The following is a 13,284-nucleotide window of genomic DNA, read 5'->3' on the forward strand; positions in this document are numbered from 1 at the left end:
CTCGTGGCACGGGAGGGGGACGCCCTCTTCCACAGCGGTGATCGGTCCCACCTCCCAGGTCGTCGTGTGTGCTGAGCGCGGCAACCCTACCGGAGCCCCGCCGGAGGCGCGGTCGCCCCCGCCTCCCAGGCGGAATCGGCCTTCTCGTCCGTGACGAAGCCGACGACGGCGGTGAACGCCTTCTCGCCGCGCTGCGTGATGTCCACCGACAGCGTGCGCTCACCGCGTAGGGGCTCCGCATCCGCCGCGGCGGGAGGACCGGGCGAGGTCTCGACCCAGCTCGGCACGTCCAGGTCCACGTAGTGGTGGAAACCGGCGTCAAGGCGAGTCAACCGGGGGCGCAGCGGTCCGGCGGCGAGGTGGACCGCCTGGCGTGCGGCCTCCATCAGCAGCATGCCGGGTACGTGATCGACGGGGTGGTCGAACAGCCAGGGACTCGTGGTCAGCACGCGCAATTGCCTGCGGCTCCAACTCCCGCCCACCGCCGCGTCGCTGGGAGCGCCCTGCACGCCAGCGCCCCCATGCTCGAGCGCGACGCCACCCTCGGCCTTGCCCCGGGCCTCGGCTCCGGGCGCGCCGACGCCCCCGTCGTTCCCGCCGCCGTCCTCCGCCGCCGCGAGCACCACCTCTCGTTCGCTCTCCCGTCCCACCAGCGAGGGCGCCAGCGGCGGCGGAGGTAACACCGCGGCAGTCATGGCCTCCGGCGGCGCGGGCGTGTCCGGGCCTCGCAGCCGCGCGTAGACCCGGGGGCTGTGCGCGCTGTAGACCGTGGAGACGGTGGCGAGGACGCGGTCCGCGCAGCGCACCGTCATCGTCAGGGCGATCTGGCGCAGCCGGGCGCCGTGTTCCGGGGAACGGGAGGCCGACAGCCGTAGCAACACCTCGGCGGGACTGCCGGCCACGGGTAAGAACGGCACCGAGAACGCACAGTGGTAGTGGCCCCATATGAGCTGGTGCCCGACCGGCACCCCGAAGCCCATGTGGGCGATCAGCGGCAGCACCTGCCGGGTCGTCTCGACCAGCAGCATCGGATCCTGCACGCCGTCTGCGTCCGTACGCCAGAAACCGTGGTCGCGCGGCCACTGGGCTCCCACCTCGAACTCCCCCTCGCCGCACTGCCGCCAGCCTGTCAACAACACCTCTGTGTGCGCTGCCTTGTGCACCAGCTCCCGCGGCACAGGCCACGAGTACGCTGTGTTCTCCGGCAGATGGGGCACAGCGGGGGTGAATGCCATGTGCGGTCCTCCGGGTGGGAGTCGGTCCGAAGAAAGTGACAGTGACCTGTGCCTGAAAAACGATAGAACCTTATGGGGGCGAGGTCGGATGGCTGCGGCAAGAGCGAAACCCATGCAGCAACGAGCCGTGGAGACACGACAGTTGATCCTGGAGGCGGCGGCTGAGGTTTTCGACGAGGGAGGCTACAAGGCGGCGCGGATCACGGAGATCATGCACCGGGCCGGCATCACTCAGGGAGCCCTCTACTTCCACTTCTCCTCGAAGCTCGAACTCGCCCGCACCGTCATGCTCGCCCAGCGCGACGCCGTCGTACTGCCCCCGGGCCCCGACGGTCTTCAGCGCCTCATCGACACGACCCTCCTCCTCGCCCACGAGCTGCAGACCAACAAGCTTCTGCGCGCCGGGGTCCGGCTGGCCGTGGAGCAGGAGGAGATAGGCTTCCACGACGACGCGCCCTACCTGGAATGGGCGGAGGTCTTCCGCGGCCAGCTCGCCGCGGCGGAGGCACGCGGCCAGCTACGCAACGGAGTCGAGGTCGAACGGCTCGCGGTGCTCCTCGTCGGCTGCTACACCGGCGTGCAGCACTTCTCCAAACTCTCCTGCCGCCGCGAGGACTTGCCCGACCGCATCGCCGACCTGTGGCAGTACATGCTGCTGGGCATCGCCCCGCCGCAGGTGGCCGCGGAACTCGTCGTCAATCCGGAGACCCCGCTGCTGGCGGCCGGATGACCGTACCGGTGGTGCTGACGGGCGCGAGCGGCTTCATCGGCTCGGCGGTGCTGCGGCGCCTGACGCAGCACGACGTTCACATACGAGTCGTCACCCGCCGGGACCTTCCGCTGCCCGCGCAGGCCGAACAGGTCCGCGCCGACCTCTCACGCCCGTCGACCCTCGCGGGGGTCTGCTCCGGGGCGCGCGTGCTCGTGCACGCCGCCTCCCACGTCGGCTCCGACGAGCGACTGTGCACGCAGGTCAACGAGGCGGGCACCGCCGCGCTGATGCGTGAGGCGGAGCGCGCGGGCGTCGAACGCATCGTGTCGCTGTCCACCACCGCCGTCTACGGGCGCGGACCTCACCGGGGCGCCGCCGTAGGGGAGTTGGAGCCCGACCCAGGTTCGCCCGCCAGCCGCAGCAGACTCGCGGGCGAGGCGCACGCCCTCCGCCAGGGCGCCCTCGTACTGCGGGCGGGTCTGATCACCGGAGCGGGGGACCGCTGGGTCGTGCCCGCCCTGGCCGAACTGGTATGCCGCGTACCGGGGTTGTGGCGTGGCGGCCATGCCCTGCTGTCCCTGATCGACGTGGACGACCTGGCGCGGCTGGTCGCTGCCGCCGCGCTCACCACGACGGGCCCCGGCGGCTCAGGCGAAGCGCCCCGGGGCGTCCACCACGCCGTACACCCCGAGCCCGTACGCAACCGGGACCTTCTGGACAGGCTCGCCCGGCTCGGCGTACTGCCGCCGCTCACAAGGGAGTTGACGTGGCGGGAGTGCCTGGAGCTGATGGAGGAGAACCCCGGGCGCATCGGTGAACGCCGGCTCAGGCTGCTGGCGTTCGACCACCACTACGCCACCGGCGTGTGGCAGGCATGCGGAACCGCCCCCGGCCAGGGCCCGTTGGCCGCACTCGACGGAGCGGCCCCCTGGTACCGCGCCCATCTGCTGCGCTCCGCCGCCACCTGAATCGCCTCAAGCCTGGTTCGGCGGCCTGATTCGCGGTCAAGTACGCGGCCAGAGGCCGAAGTCAGGCCCCCGGCCGGTCACACCCCGCCGCTCCGCCCGTCCCTTGTTCGCTGCTGCCCCCGCCTTACGGCAACGCGCTTGCGCATCTGTCAGCAAGCTCTGTCGTCCCTTCCGGAGCAAAAAAACAGAACACTTTGTATGTTTGTGGGGACGACAGTTCAGCTCCCCACAGCACTGCCGTTCCTGACGGTCCGTCTCCCCGCGGACCGGATCGCATGAAGGGAAAGAAAGCCGAATGAGGCAAGAGCGCGCAGAACTCACCCGGCAGGCACTGACGATGGCGGCTGCGAAATCGTTCGACCGCCTCGGCTACCAGCGCACCACCCTGTTCGAGGTCAGCCGCGGCGCAGCGATGAGCAAGGGCGCTCTGTCCTTCCACTTCGGAAGCAAGGAGGAACTGGCGGACACCGTGCGACGCGAGGCGTGCGCCCGGTCCTGCCGAGCCGCCGAACTGCTGCGGGAGAAAGAGCAGCCCGCGTTGCAGACTCTCATAGACCTCACGCATCTGGTGGCCCATCAGCTCGAACACGACCATCTGGCAAGAGCAGCCGTGAAGTTGGCGCGCGAGCTGGACACCCCGCCCGACCCGGAGGTCAACCCGTTCGCCTGCTGGCAGCAGGTGTTCACGGACGTGGCCCGCGAGGCGGAGAAGGAAGGAACGCTGCGCGGCGAGGCCACCACCGAGGCCGTCGCCGAGCTGGCCTTCTGCCTCGCCTCCGGAGCACATTCGCAACAGACCAGCCGTACGGGCGACTCGGGCGTCGACGTGCATCAACGCCTCGCCGCTCACTGGCAGTTGCTGCTGCACGGACTCGTCACACAGCCCGCCCCGGGTCTGTGGAGCGCCGGCACCGAGACGGACTGGCTGCGGACCGTGGAACGCCAGCAGGTCACTCCCGCGGACTGAGCGACGCCGTCCGCTCACCGGACCTCACGTCCGGCGTACCCGGGAATGCGGTCACGCGACCGGTCACGTGACCGCAACCCCCTATCGCCCCACGGAAGTCACGCTCACGGTCCGCACCCGCCTCGACACCATACGTAGGCGAGGCCCCAAGCGAATACGGCGCTGCGCCGGGCCACACACGAGCCCCTGAGCCGGATGTTGACCATGATGGACAAGTGTCTGCGCTGCGTACCGGGCACGTGATACGGATTCCACAGGCCCCGGCGCTCTGCGCGGGGGCGCCCTCGCTGCTTCCTCCGTGGCGGGGGAGTTCCGCCGAGGGTGCGCCGGTGGTAGATGTCGGCTGCCGGGCCGCCCCCGGACAACCGCGAGTGCACCGTCCGCAGAAGGAGTCCATCATGGCGAACGCGAGCGGCAACCCGCCGACCTCCCACGCCGGTCCCTCGGCCGCGCGTCCATCCCGTCCCCAAGGGCCGGCCCGTATCGCGCTCGAAGTCGCCTTGTGGGCCGTGCAGTTGTACCTCGCGTACTTCATGGTCACGGTCGGCTCGCTGCCCGCCCTGACCGCGGACTCCGGTGCCAAGGGGACCTTCGAGGACATCGGCTTCGGCCTGTGGTTCATGTACCTCACCGGCGCGCTGGAACTGCTCGGCGCGATCGGCCTCATCACCCCCTGGTTCTCGGGCCTTGCCGCACTGGGCCTGATGTTCGTGATGTCGGGCGCGTGCCTCACACATCTGACCCTCTACGACGGCCGCGGCGTCGAGACCCCGGCGATGATCCTCATCCCGCTCGCCCTCGTCGTCATAGGCCGGTGGTCGACGGTGCGGAAGCTCGGCACGTGGCTCACGGGCGGGCACCGGGACTGAACGGAACGCTGCCGCGGATCTCCTGGCCCAGCAGGCCCTTCACGGAGAGCCGCGCAGCCATCGCCCCCGGCGAGCGCAGAAGCAGAAACCCGGCGTTCGGCGCGGCGCGAGCCGGGCTCCTGACAGAGCCGCCGGTCCCCGGATTCATCGGAGCTGGTGGACGCACTCACCGCCGACGTATGCCGCTTCCACGGGAATCGAGCCGATGGTGCGGGCGTCGACGGCGAGTGGATCTTCGCCGAGGACGGTGAAGTCGGCGAGGTAGCCGGGGGCGAGGCGCCCCTTCAGTGTGCGGTGCCTTCGGCTTCCGCGGAGCCGAGGGTGAAGACGGCCAGAGCCTCGCGTGCGCTGACGCGTTGCGACGGGCCGACGGGCACGGCGTCCTCGACGGCCTCGCGGGTGACCATCGACTGGATTCCGAGCAGCGGCTGGTAGGGACCGCACGGGTAGTCCGACGAACCCGCGACCGTGATGCCCGCGTCGAGGAAGGAACGGTGTGCGAACATCCGCTCCGTCCGCTCTTTTCCGTACCAGCGGTTCAGCGCACCGCCGTGATAGCCCACGTAACCCGCGAACGGCACGGCTATCGCGTCCAGTTCCCGCATCCGCCGGAGGATGTCCGCGTCGATGACGCTGCAATGCTCGATGCGGTGCCGCAGCCCCGGCCGCGGCGTCTCCCGCTGCGCCGCCTCGATGGCGTCGAGGACGATACGGATGGCCGCGTCGCCGTTGGCGTGGACGCCGATCCGGTTGCCGTCGGCGTGGACGGTGCGGACCTGGGAGAACAACTCCTCGGTGGAGGTGGTTTGCAGCCCCTGCTGTGAGGTGTCGGCGCAGGGCTCGCTGAGCAGGCAGGTACGTCCGCCGATGGCGCCGTCGACGAACGCCTTGACGCCGACCAGCCGCAGCAGATCGTCACCGAAGCCGCTGCCGGCGCCCAGCGCCTGTGCCGCCGGATAGTGGTCGATGGACAGCAACATGCCGAGCGGAGGGTCAGTTCGCCCTGCGCGCGTGCCCGGCGCAGCAACGCGATGTCCTCGGGGGCGATGAGCGCGTCGCATATGGACGTCAACCCCGCGGCGTGCCACTGCCGTTGGGCCCGCGCCAGGCCGCGCAGCCTCTCCTGCGGCGAACTCGGTCGCAGCGGAGAGGCGCCGCGGGCGGTGGCGGGATAGACGACGTTCATCAGGGCGCGCTCGACGAGCCTGCCGTCGAGTCGTCCGTCCGTGCCGCGCCCGAATTCGCCGCCGGGGGAGGGGAGGTGTCCTCGTCGATGTGAAGGGCTTGCAGCGCCGCGGAGTTGGCGACGCCCCAGTGCCCGGCGACCTGTACGACGAGGACGGGGTGCGCGGGCGCGGCACGGTCGAGGTCCCAGCGGGTGAGCGTGCCGGTCTTGGTGTCGTCGTAGCGGCTTCCGCGTATCCATTCGCCGGGGGCCGCCCGCGTGGCCTCGGCCCGGACCTGGCCGAGGAGTTCCCCTACGCTGCCGACGGCGCCGGCCGAGAGGTCCAGGTGGAGCAAGTCCTCGGCGGCGATGGCCAGATGGATGTGGGCGTCGTTCAGCCCCGGTACGACGGTCGCGTCGCCGAAGTCGACTTCTTCGGCCGTGGGGAAGCGTTCCCGCAGCCGGGCCGCCGTGCCGGTGGCGGCGATGCGTCCGCCGGCGACCGCGATCGCCTCCGGTTCGGGTCCGCCGTCCCGACGCTGGCTGACGATCCGGGCGGCCCGATAGACCACGGGTGTGAGCTCTTCGAAGTCGGGGCTCACGGGGCGCCTCCGGCGGCGGACGCGGCCTCGGCGGCGCCGTCCCTCCCGGACGCGGCGGGCGGGCCGGCGGGTGCGGGGCGCAGCCAGGTGACGGCGCCGGTGACGGCGAGGTTCGCCGCCAGGGCGATGATGCCGCCGTTGACGCCGTTCCACGGGTCGTTGCCCGTGGCCCACAGCGCCGTCATCACCGCCAGCCCGACCAGCATGCCCGCGACGGCGCCGACGGCGGGCATGCGCCGCCAGTACAGCGCCAGGAGCACCGCGGGCACGAGCTGCGCCAGGCCCTCGTAGGAGAGAACGGAAAGCTGCACGAGGGTGTTGGGGAAGAACAGACTTCCGGCCAGCGCCAGCAGCCCTGCCAGGAGGCACACAAGCTGGGACAGCTTCTTGGTGCGCATGTCGTCGGCGGGCGCCGAGCCGCTGCGGCTGCGCGGGTCGGCGCCGTTGCCGCCGCCCAGCAGGGTGCGGCCCCACATCGTGCCGATGGCCAGCATGAACACGCTCATCGGCACGATCGCCGACAGGGCGCCTGCCACCCCGATCACCGCGACCAGCGGGGCCGGCAGCGCGTCGGTGACGAGGGAGAACAGCGCAAGGTCGGGGTTCTTCAGACCGGGGACGACGAACAGCGCGGTGGCGCCGACCATCATCGGAATGAACAGCAGCAACTGGTACCAGGGCAGCAGGATGGCGTTGCTGCGCAGGGCGTTGGGGGACTTGGCGCTGAGGTAGCCGGCGACCGTCGTCGGGACGACGGTGATGGTGACGGCGTTCAGCAGCAGCGTGGTGACGAACCACGTGCCGTCCAGGCCGCCCGAGTCGTGGCCCGGGAAGGTCAGCCACTCCGGCTTCTCCGTCACCATGCGGTGCATGAAGTCGCCCAGCCCGTCCACGAAATGGAGCGGAACGTACACCGCGAGGAACACCACGACGGCGATGACCAGTACGTCTTTCAGCGCGCTGACCCACGCCGAACCTCGCAGGCCCGAGACCAGGATGAACACCTCGGCGACGACGAAGGAGATCACGGCGGCGACGCGCAGATCGACGCTGCCGTAGGTCATCGCGTTGACGACCACGCCCATGCCCTGAATCTGCACCTGGATGTAGGGAACGATGAACACGGTCGCCACGACGGCGACGAGCATGCCCAACGGCCGTGAGCGGAAGCGGTGTTCGGCCATGTCGGCGATGGAGATCAGCCGGTGCCTGCTGGCGTAGGTCCACAGGGCAGGACCCACGACGTATGCGACGGCGAAGCCTGTCGTCAGATACGCCACCAGGTACAGGATCGGGACGCCGAAGGAGAACGACCAGCCGGCCGTGCCCAGGAAGGAGAAGCTGGTGTAGGTCTCCCCGGCCATCAGCAGCCAGATGAACAGCATGCCCAGGCCGCGGCTGGAGACCGACCACTCCGCAAGCCCCTTGTCACGGCCGCGTGCGCTGAGGAGGCCCACGGCGATGGTCGCCACCATCGCCAGGCCGAAGATCGTCGTGGCGATCGCCGCGGAGGAAGTCATGCCGCACCTCCCGCGGTCGGACCGGGCTCACCGTCGCGCCCGGCGCCGCCACTGCCCGCATCATCCGGCGGGTCGTCGGCGGGTATCGGTTCGAGCGCATTCGCGCGGTAGGCCGGATCGAGTCGTGCTGCCGCCCAGATGATCAGGGGGCTGACGACGGACGCCATGATGATCCACGCCAGCAGGAACGGAACCCCCAGGATGCGCGGCTCGATGCTGTTGGCCACCAGCGGCGCCGCGCAGTACAACACGCCGGGTATCACCAGCAGCCACAGCGAGCGGCGGCGCCTGTGCGCGGCAGGCAGGGCCGGGAAGGAGAGCGGCCCGGCCTCGCCGGGGCCCTCCCGTCGTGCGTGGGAAACGCCGTCAGACATATGTCTCCTTCCGTGCTCTGCCCGGCTGCTGTGCGCCCGGCCCCTGCTCCTGCCCGGTTCCGGTTTCCGGTGGTCAGCGGTTCCGGTGTCCCGGCCCTTCCTGTCGCCGAGCTCTCCGGCCCGGCCCGAACCGCGTCACACGGACGGTTCGTAGCGGCCGTCGACCGCCGTCCAGCCCCCGTCGACCGTCAGCACACTGCCCGTGACGAACGTCGAGGCGTCGGAGACGAGATAGGCCACCGCGCCGGCGATCTCCTCCGGGCCCGCCCACCGGCGAAGCGCCGAGGCCTGCGCGTAGGCCTCGTACCACTGAGGATCGGCGGCGATCTGATCCGTGAGCGGCGTACGCACCACCCCGGGGGCGACCGCGTTGAAGCGCACCCCGCGCGGACCCCACTCCGCCGCCGCGGTACGCAGCAGCTGCACCAGCCCCGCCTTCGACGCGGCATAGACGCTCTGCCCGGCCTCCACTTGGAAAGCCCGCATCGAAGCCAGCCCGACGACACTGCCCCCGCCCCGCTCCGCCATCGCCGGCACCGTCGTCTGTACAAGCGTGAGATACGCCCGCAGGTTGAGCGCGAGCACACGGTCGAAGTCGGAAAGCGTGTAGTCGGCGATCCGCTTGCGCACGTTGGCGCCGACCGTGACGACGAGACCGTCCAACGCGCCCCACCCGGACGCGGTCTGACGCGCGGCGGCCTCGTCCAGCACGTCGAGGACGTCCACGCTGACCGGCCCGGTACGCGAGCCGGGCGCCGGAGTCTCCCCGGCGGCGAGCCGCGCCGTCTCCTCGGCGCCCTGGCTGTCACGGTCGGCGACCAGCACCTCGGCGCCATGCGCGGCGAGCGCCCGCGCCGCCTCCCTGCCGATGCCGCTTGCCCCGCCGACCACGGCCACCCTGCGGCCGTCCAGACGGAACAGATCCGCGTATCCCACCCTTGTCTCCTCCTGCCCGGCCGTCACCTGCGGAAGACCGCCATCCGCGTCACCGTCAGCTCCTCGATCGCGAACCGCGGCCCCTCCCGCCCGACTCCCGAGTCCTTCACGCCCCCGTACGGCGCGATGTCGCAGCGGTAGCCGGGCACGTCGTTGACGACGACGCCGCCGGTCTCCAGCTCCTCCACCGCCTCGAACGCCGCTCCCAGGTCACGCGTGAAGACCGCCGCGTGCAGCCCGTACCGGCTGGCGTTGACCGCCGCGTACGCCGCCGCCAGATCCGGCACCGGCCGCAGGCACACCACCGGCCCGAAGATCTCCTCGTCCCACGCGGGTTCACCGTCGGGAACGTCCGCGAGCAGCGTCGGCATGACGCACGGGCCGCTGCGTCCCCCGCCGTGCACCAGCCGAGCCCCCGCCGCCAGTGCACGATCTATCCACGAACACACCCGCTGCGTCGCGGCCTCGTCGATGAGCGCCGCCACCCTCGTCTCAGGCTCGCGCGGATCACCGACCACCACGCCCGGCAGCCGCTCCGCGATCTTCGCCTCCAGCTCGGCGGCGATCTCCTCGACGGCGATCACTCGCTGCACGGAGATGCATGCCTGCCCCGAGGCATAGAGACCGCCGCGCACCACGGCGTCGGCCGCCGCATCCAGATCGGCGTCCGCCGCGACCACCAACGCCGCGTTGGACCCCAGCTCCAGCACCACCTTCCGCGGCGCCGCCTCGCGGGCGATGCGGTGCCCGATCTCCGCCGACCCCGTGAAGGAGACCGCGGCCACCTCGGGATGCGTCGTCAGCGCACGCCCCACCCCGGCATCGCCGGTGACCAGCTGCACCGCACCGGCGGGGGCACCGGCGGCCGCCAGCTGCTCGCGTACGAGCGCCACCAGCCACAGCGTCGCCAACGGCGTCGCCGGCGCCGGTTTGACGATGACGGGACAGCCCGCGGCGAGCGCCGGGGCGATCTTGTGAGAGGCAAGCATCATCGGGTAGTTGAACCCGGCGACCCCGACGACGACCCCCACGGGACGCCGCGTCCAGAACCCGGTCATCCCGTCTCCGGAGGGCAGCCCGTCCAACGGGACCGTCTCGCCGTGCACATGGGACGCCTCGTCGGCGGCCGCCTCCCACGTGGCCACCGCCCGCACCACCTCGGTGCGGCAGTCCGCCCGGGGCTTGCCCGTCTCCAGCACGAGCAGGTCCTCCATGCCGCCCGCGACCGACTCCAGCGCCGCGGCGACACCGGCCAGGACCTGCCGACGCACCCGCGTCGCCAGCTTCGCGACCTGCCGGCGCAGCCCGGCCGCATGCGAGCACGCCTGCCGCGCGAGCGTCTCGTCGCCGACGGGCGCGAGGGCGACACGGCTCCGGTCGTACGGGAAGATCACGGGTTCCCGCCGCGCGGCGGGAACCCACGACTCCCCGACGGGCAGGCAGCCGGTGACGCCCTCCGGCAGGAGGCCGTCCCGCAGCAGACCGTCCGACGTCGGTGAAGCGCTCAACGGGCGCCCCCCTCGGCACCGGCGACGAGAAAGTGCCTGGCCGCGGCCGCGTAGACCCTCGCGTACTCGCCGATCTCGGCCACCTCCACGTACTCGTCCTTCTGATGCGCGATCCACTTGCCACCCGGGCCGTAGACCACCGTCGGCAGACCCGCGTCCCGCGTGAGGATGGTCCCGTCCGTGGTGCCGGGCACGGCCCCGAAAGCGGGCGCCGCCCCGTGTTCCGCGCGGTGACCCTCCACCAGGGCCGCGACCACGGGATGGTCCTCGTCGATCTCGACGGCCGGACGGTCGTCGACCACGGTCGTCGCGACCGTCACCCCCACCGTCCCGGCCGCGTCCTCCGCCGCCTGCCGCACCCGGGCGATCAGCTCCTCGTGGTCGGTACCGGGCACGGTACGCACATCGACCCCGACCAGCCCGTGGGCGGGAATGACGTTGAGCTGGGCGGGATCCCCGGCGTGCAGCACGGTCGGCGTGACGGTCACCGCCCCTGCATGCGGGTGCGTGCCGAACCGCCGTACCGCCCACTCCTCGACGCCGGCCAGCGCCTCGACGATCCGCGCCCCGGCCACCAGCGGCGACCGCGCCTCCTGCGGCATCGCCCCGTGCGCCATCACGCCCGTGAGCTCCAGCCGGATACGGATGCCGCCGCGAGCCGACGTGCACACCTCATAGCCCTCGGGTTCGCAGACGACGACGCCGTCGACCTCGGCCGCCAGCTCGGAGGCCGCGAACGCCTTGGCGCCGAGCATCATGCCCTCTTCATCGCACAGCACGCCGAGCACGACCCGGCCGGGGAAGGGACCCGCAAGCTGGAGCCCCCGCACGCCCCAAATCATCGCCGCCAGACCGGACTTCATATCTGCCGAACCCCGGCCCCACAGCCTGCCGTCGCGGATCTCGCCCCCATAGGGGTCCACGCTCCAGTCCTCGCGGCGCCCCTCCGTCACGACATCGGTGTGCCCTTCGAACATCAGCGTCGGCCCCTCGCCGCCCCCGCCCTCGACGACCGCCACGAGGTTCTTGCGGCCCGGCGCCACCTCGATCACCTCGTGCTCCCATCCGAACTCGGTGAACAGCCGCGCGAGCAGGTCCGCCGCCGGGCCCTCCACCTCGCTCGCGCCCGGATCGCTCACGGTGCGCAGCCGCACCAGATCGCGAGTGAGACGCACGGCGGCCTCCGCGTCGACCACGGAGTCCCGCAGCGGAGAACCGGTAGTGGAATGCATGCAACCCTCCCAAAGACCTGGCCAGGAGGGGCCAGGAGACTGGTCAGACCAGTTGATTTCCCGTACTCTCCTAGGGCCCTCAGGTACAGGTCAAGGGGGTGGATGGTCTTTGTTGTGGTGAGCTGGTTCTACGGGCGGGGAGCGCAGTCGACTACAGAGGGGGAGTCACATGTCCGCTGAAGGCGCGGTGTTCCGACCGGTGGAGCCGGTACGTGCTTACCAGCGCGTCGCTGAGCAGATCGAAGAGCGCATTCTCAACGGCGACCTTCCGCCAGGAGCACGTCTTCCCGGGGAGCGAGAACTCGTCAGCCAGTTCGCTGTCGGACGCTCCACCGTCCGCGAAGCGCTACGCGTCCTGCAGTCGGCCGGACTCATCCGCTCCCGTCCAGGCGATCCGCTGGGTGCGGAAGTTCTGGGTGTCTCCCCGGACAACCTGAGCCGCCCCCTGGGACGACTCGCTCGGTCCCGCCTCTCGACGCTCGGTGAACTCGTGCAGTTCCGCATGGTGTTGGACGCCGAGAGCAACCGGCTGGCCGCACGGCTGCATTCGCAGAACGACCTGCGACGCATGGAAGAGCAGATCGACCGTATGGCGGCGGTGAGTTCGGGTGCCGGCGGGCTGCACGCTTTCAGTGAGGCGGATGCGCTGTTCCATCAGGCCGTCGCCGAGGCCAGCGGTAATTCCCTGCTGGGGTTGTGTGCTCGTGCGGTGCATGACGCCGTGGTCGAGGTGATCGAGGAGAAGATCGCTGCGGCCGGTGACGCGGTGGTGTGGATGGAGCGTTCCATCGCCCATCACCGGCAGGTGCTGGCCGCCATCCGGGACGGCGACGGTGCTCTTGCCGCCCGTCTCGCTCGTCAGGCGCTCTTCGACTACTACGCCGACCATGTGGAAGAGGGCACGCGCCGCTTGCTGAGTGCGGCTGTCGAAGAGGGGTGACGATACGGGCGCTGGGCGGTTGACTTTCCTGGCGCGGCCCAACGCACCGGCCGAGACGGTGCGTTGACTCCGACGATGAGCGGCAGCCAGGCAAAGTCTTCCGCTCGACGCTGCCTTCGCCGTGTGACGTCCGCACGCTGCGCCGACCTGAACGCCGCGTGCCTCCAGCGGCGGCGCCACGATCGCAGTCGTCGGTAGAGCCAGGACACGGTGGGTGCGGGCGGGTTCCCAGCGAACCCCGTCTTCTGGTGCAACT

13 protein-coding genes are annotated in these 13,284 nt (G+C 71.0%); 5 read left to right on the forward strand and 8 right to left on the reverse strand.

What is annotated here, in order from left to right:
* Positions 1 to 86: 86 nt before the first annotated feature.
* Positions 87 to 1,235, reverse strand: a complete 1,149-nt coding sequence (locus tag MMA15_RS27515; protein WP_241062860.1) for a ScbA/BarX family gamma-butyrolactone biosynthesis protein — start codon at positions 1,233 to 1,235, stop codon at positions 87 to 89.
* A gap of 127 nt (positions 1,236 to 1,362) precedes the next feature.
* Here MMA15_RS27515 and MMA15_RS27520 point away from each other — a divergent pair, with 127 nt between their 5' ends.
* From MMA15_RS27520 to MMA15_RS27535, 4 genes are all read left to right on the forward strand, one after another.
* Positions 1,363 to 1,965 (forward strand): ScbR family autoregulator-binding transcription factor, encoded by a 603-nt coding sequence (locus MMA15_RS27520; protein WP_241062861.1) that lies wholly within the window; start codon positions 1,363 to 1,365, stop codon positions 1,963 to 1,965.
* Positions 1,962 to 2,915, forward strand: coding sequence for an NAD-dependent epimerase/dehydratase family protein (locus MMA15_RS27525; RefSeq protein ID WP_241062862.1), 954 nt, complete (start codon positions 1,962 to 1,964; stop codon positions 2,913 to 2,915). Before MMA15_RS27520 ends, MMA15_RS27525 begins: the two co-directional genes overlap by 4 nt.
* A gap of 295 nt (positions 2,916 to 3,210) precedes the next feature.
* Positions 3,211 to 3,882, forward strand: a complete 672-nt coding sequence (locus MMA15_RS27530; protein WP_241062863.1) for a ScbR family autoregulator-binding transcription factor — start codon at positions 3,211 to 3,213, stop codon at positions 3,880 to 3,882.
* Between the two features lie 398 nt (positions 3,883 to 4,280).
* On the forward strand, positions 4,281 to 4,751 hold the full coding sequence (locus MMA15_RS27535; RefSeq protein WP_241062864.1) for a DoxX family protein: 471 nt from the start codon (positions 4,281 to 4,283) through the stop codon (positions 4,749 to 4,751).
* Positions 4,752 to 5,035: 284 nt separating this feature from the next.
* Here MMA15_RS27535 and MMA15_RS27540 read toward each other — a convergent pair whose 3' ends face one another.
* The 7 genes from MMA15_RS27540 to MMA15_RS27570 all read right to left on the reverse strand — a co-directional run bounded on the left by MMA15_RS27540 (position 5,036) and on the right by MMA15_RS27570 (position 12,088).
* On the reverse strand, positions 5,036 to 5,731 hold the full coding sequence (locus tag MMA15_RS27540) for an amidohydrolase family protein (protein WP_241062865.1): 696 nt from the start codon (positions 5,729 to 5,731) through the stop codon (positions 5,036 to 5,038).
* 205 nt (positions 5,732 to 5,936) lie between these two features.
* Complete coding sequence (locus MMA15_RS27545; protein WP_241062866.1) at positions 5,937 to 6,518, reverse strand: amidohydrolase family protein; 582 nt, start codon at positions 6,516 to 6,518, stop codon at positions 5,937 to 5,939.
* A complete protein-coding gene (locus MMA15_RS27550; protein WP_241062867.1) occupies positions 6,515 to 8,038 on the reverse strand; it encodes a sodium:solute symporter family protein in 1,524 nt (507 codons plus the stop codon). The genes MMA15_RS27545 and MMA15_RS27550 overlap by 4 nt, the downstream gene beginning before the upstream one ends.
* Complete coding sequence (locus MMA15_RS27555; RefSeq protein WP_241062868.1) at positions 8,035 to 8,412, reverse strand: DUF3311 domain-containing protein; 378 nt, start codon at positions 8,410 to 8,412, stop codon at positions 8,035 to 8,037. The genes MMA15_RS27550 and MMA15_RS27555 overlap by 4 nt, the downstream gene beginning before the upstream one ends.
* A 135-nt stretch (positions 8,413 to 8,547) precedes the next feature.
* On the reverse strand, positions 8,548 to 9,348 hold the full coding sequence (locus tag MMA15_RS27560; RefSeq protein WP_241062869.1) for an SDR family NAD(P)-dependent oxidoreductase: 801 nt from the start codon (positions 9,346 to 9,348) through the stop codon (positions 8,548 to 8,550).
* A gap of 23 nt (positions 9,349 to 9,371) precedes the next feature.
* On the reverse strand, positions 9,372 to 10,856 hold the full coding sequence (locus tag MMA15_RS27565; protein ID WP_241062870.1) for an aldehyde dehydrogenase family protein: 1,485 nt from the start codon (positions 10,854 to 10,856) through the stop codon (positions 9,372 to 9,374).
* A complete protein-coding gene (locus MMA15_RS27570; protein WP_241062871.1) occupies positions 10,853 to 12,088 on the reverse strand; it encodes a M20 family metallopeptidase in 1,236 nt (411 codons plus the stop codon). The genes MMA15_RS27565 and MMA15_RS27570 overlap by 4 nt, the downstream gene beginning before the upstream one ends.
* A 169-nt stretch (positions 12,089 to 12,257) precedes the next feature.
* Between MMA15_RS27570 and MMA15_RS27575 the strand changes: the two genes are divergently transcribed.
* Entirely contained in the window at positions 12,258 to 13,028 is a 771-nt protein-coding gene (locus MMA15_RS27575) for a FadR/GntR family transcriptional regulator (protein WP_241062872.1), read from the forward strand.
* Positions 13,029 to 13,284 lie beyond the last annotated feature (256 nt).

Origin of the sequence: Streptomyces marispadix (assembly GCF_022524345.1) — a bacterium.
Classification (GTDB): Bacteria; Actinomycetota; Actinomycetes; order Streptomycetales; family Streptomycetaceae; genus Streptomyces; species Streptomyces marispadix.

What these genes read in the sequence shown, in the direction of transcription:
- MMA15_RS27525 (WP_241062862.1), top strand. Translation starts at nt 1,962, where the DNA reads ATGACCGTACCGGTGGTGCTGACGGGCGCGAGCGGCTTCATCGGCTCG.
- MMA15_RS27515 (WP_241062860.1), bottom strand. Translation starts at nt 1,235, where the DNA reads ATGGCATTCACCCCCGCTGTGCCCCATCTGCCGGAGAACACAGCGTAC.
- MMA15_RS27570 (WP_241062871.1), bottom strand. Translation starts at nt 12,088, where the DNA reads ATGCATTCCACTACCGGTTCTCCGCTGCGGGACTCCGTGGTCGACGCG.
- MMA15_RS27575 (WP_241062872.1), top strand. Translation starts at nt 12,258, where the DNA reads ATGTCCGCTGAAGGCGCGGTGTTCCGACCGGTGGAGCCGGTACGTGCT.
- MMA15_RS27555 (WP_241062868.1), bottom strand. Translation starts at nt 8,412, where the DNA reads ATGTCTGACGGCGTTTCCCACGCACGACGGGAGGGCCCCGGCGAGGCC.
- MMA15_RS27530 (WP_241062863.1), top strand. Translation starts at nt 3,211, where the DNA reads ATGAGGCAAGAGCGCGCAGAACTCACCCGGCAGGCACTGACGATGGCG.
- MMA15_RS27540 (WP_241062865.1), bottom strand. Translation starts at nt 5,731, where the DNA reads ATGTTGCTGTCCATCGACCACTATCCGGCGGCACAGGCGCTGGGCGCC.
- MMA15_RS27550 (WP_241062867.1), bottom strand. Translation starts at nt 8,038, where the DNA reads ATGACTTCCTCCGCGGCGATCGCCACGACGATCTTCGGCCTGGCGATG.
- MMA15_RS27535 (WP_241062864.1), top strand. Translation starts at nt 4,281, where the DNA reads ATGGCGAACGCGAGCGGCAACCCGCCGACCTCCCACGCCGGTCCCTCG.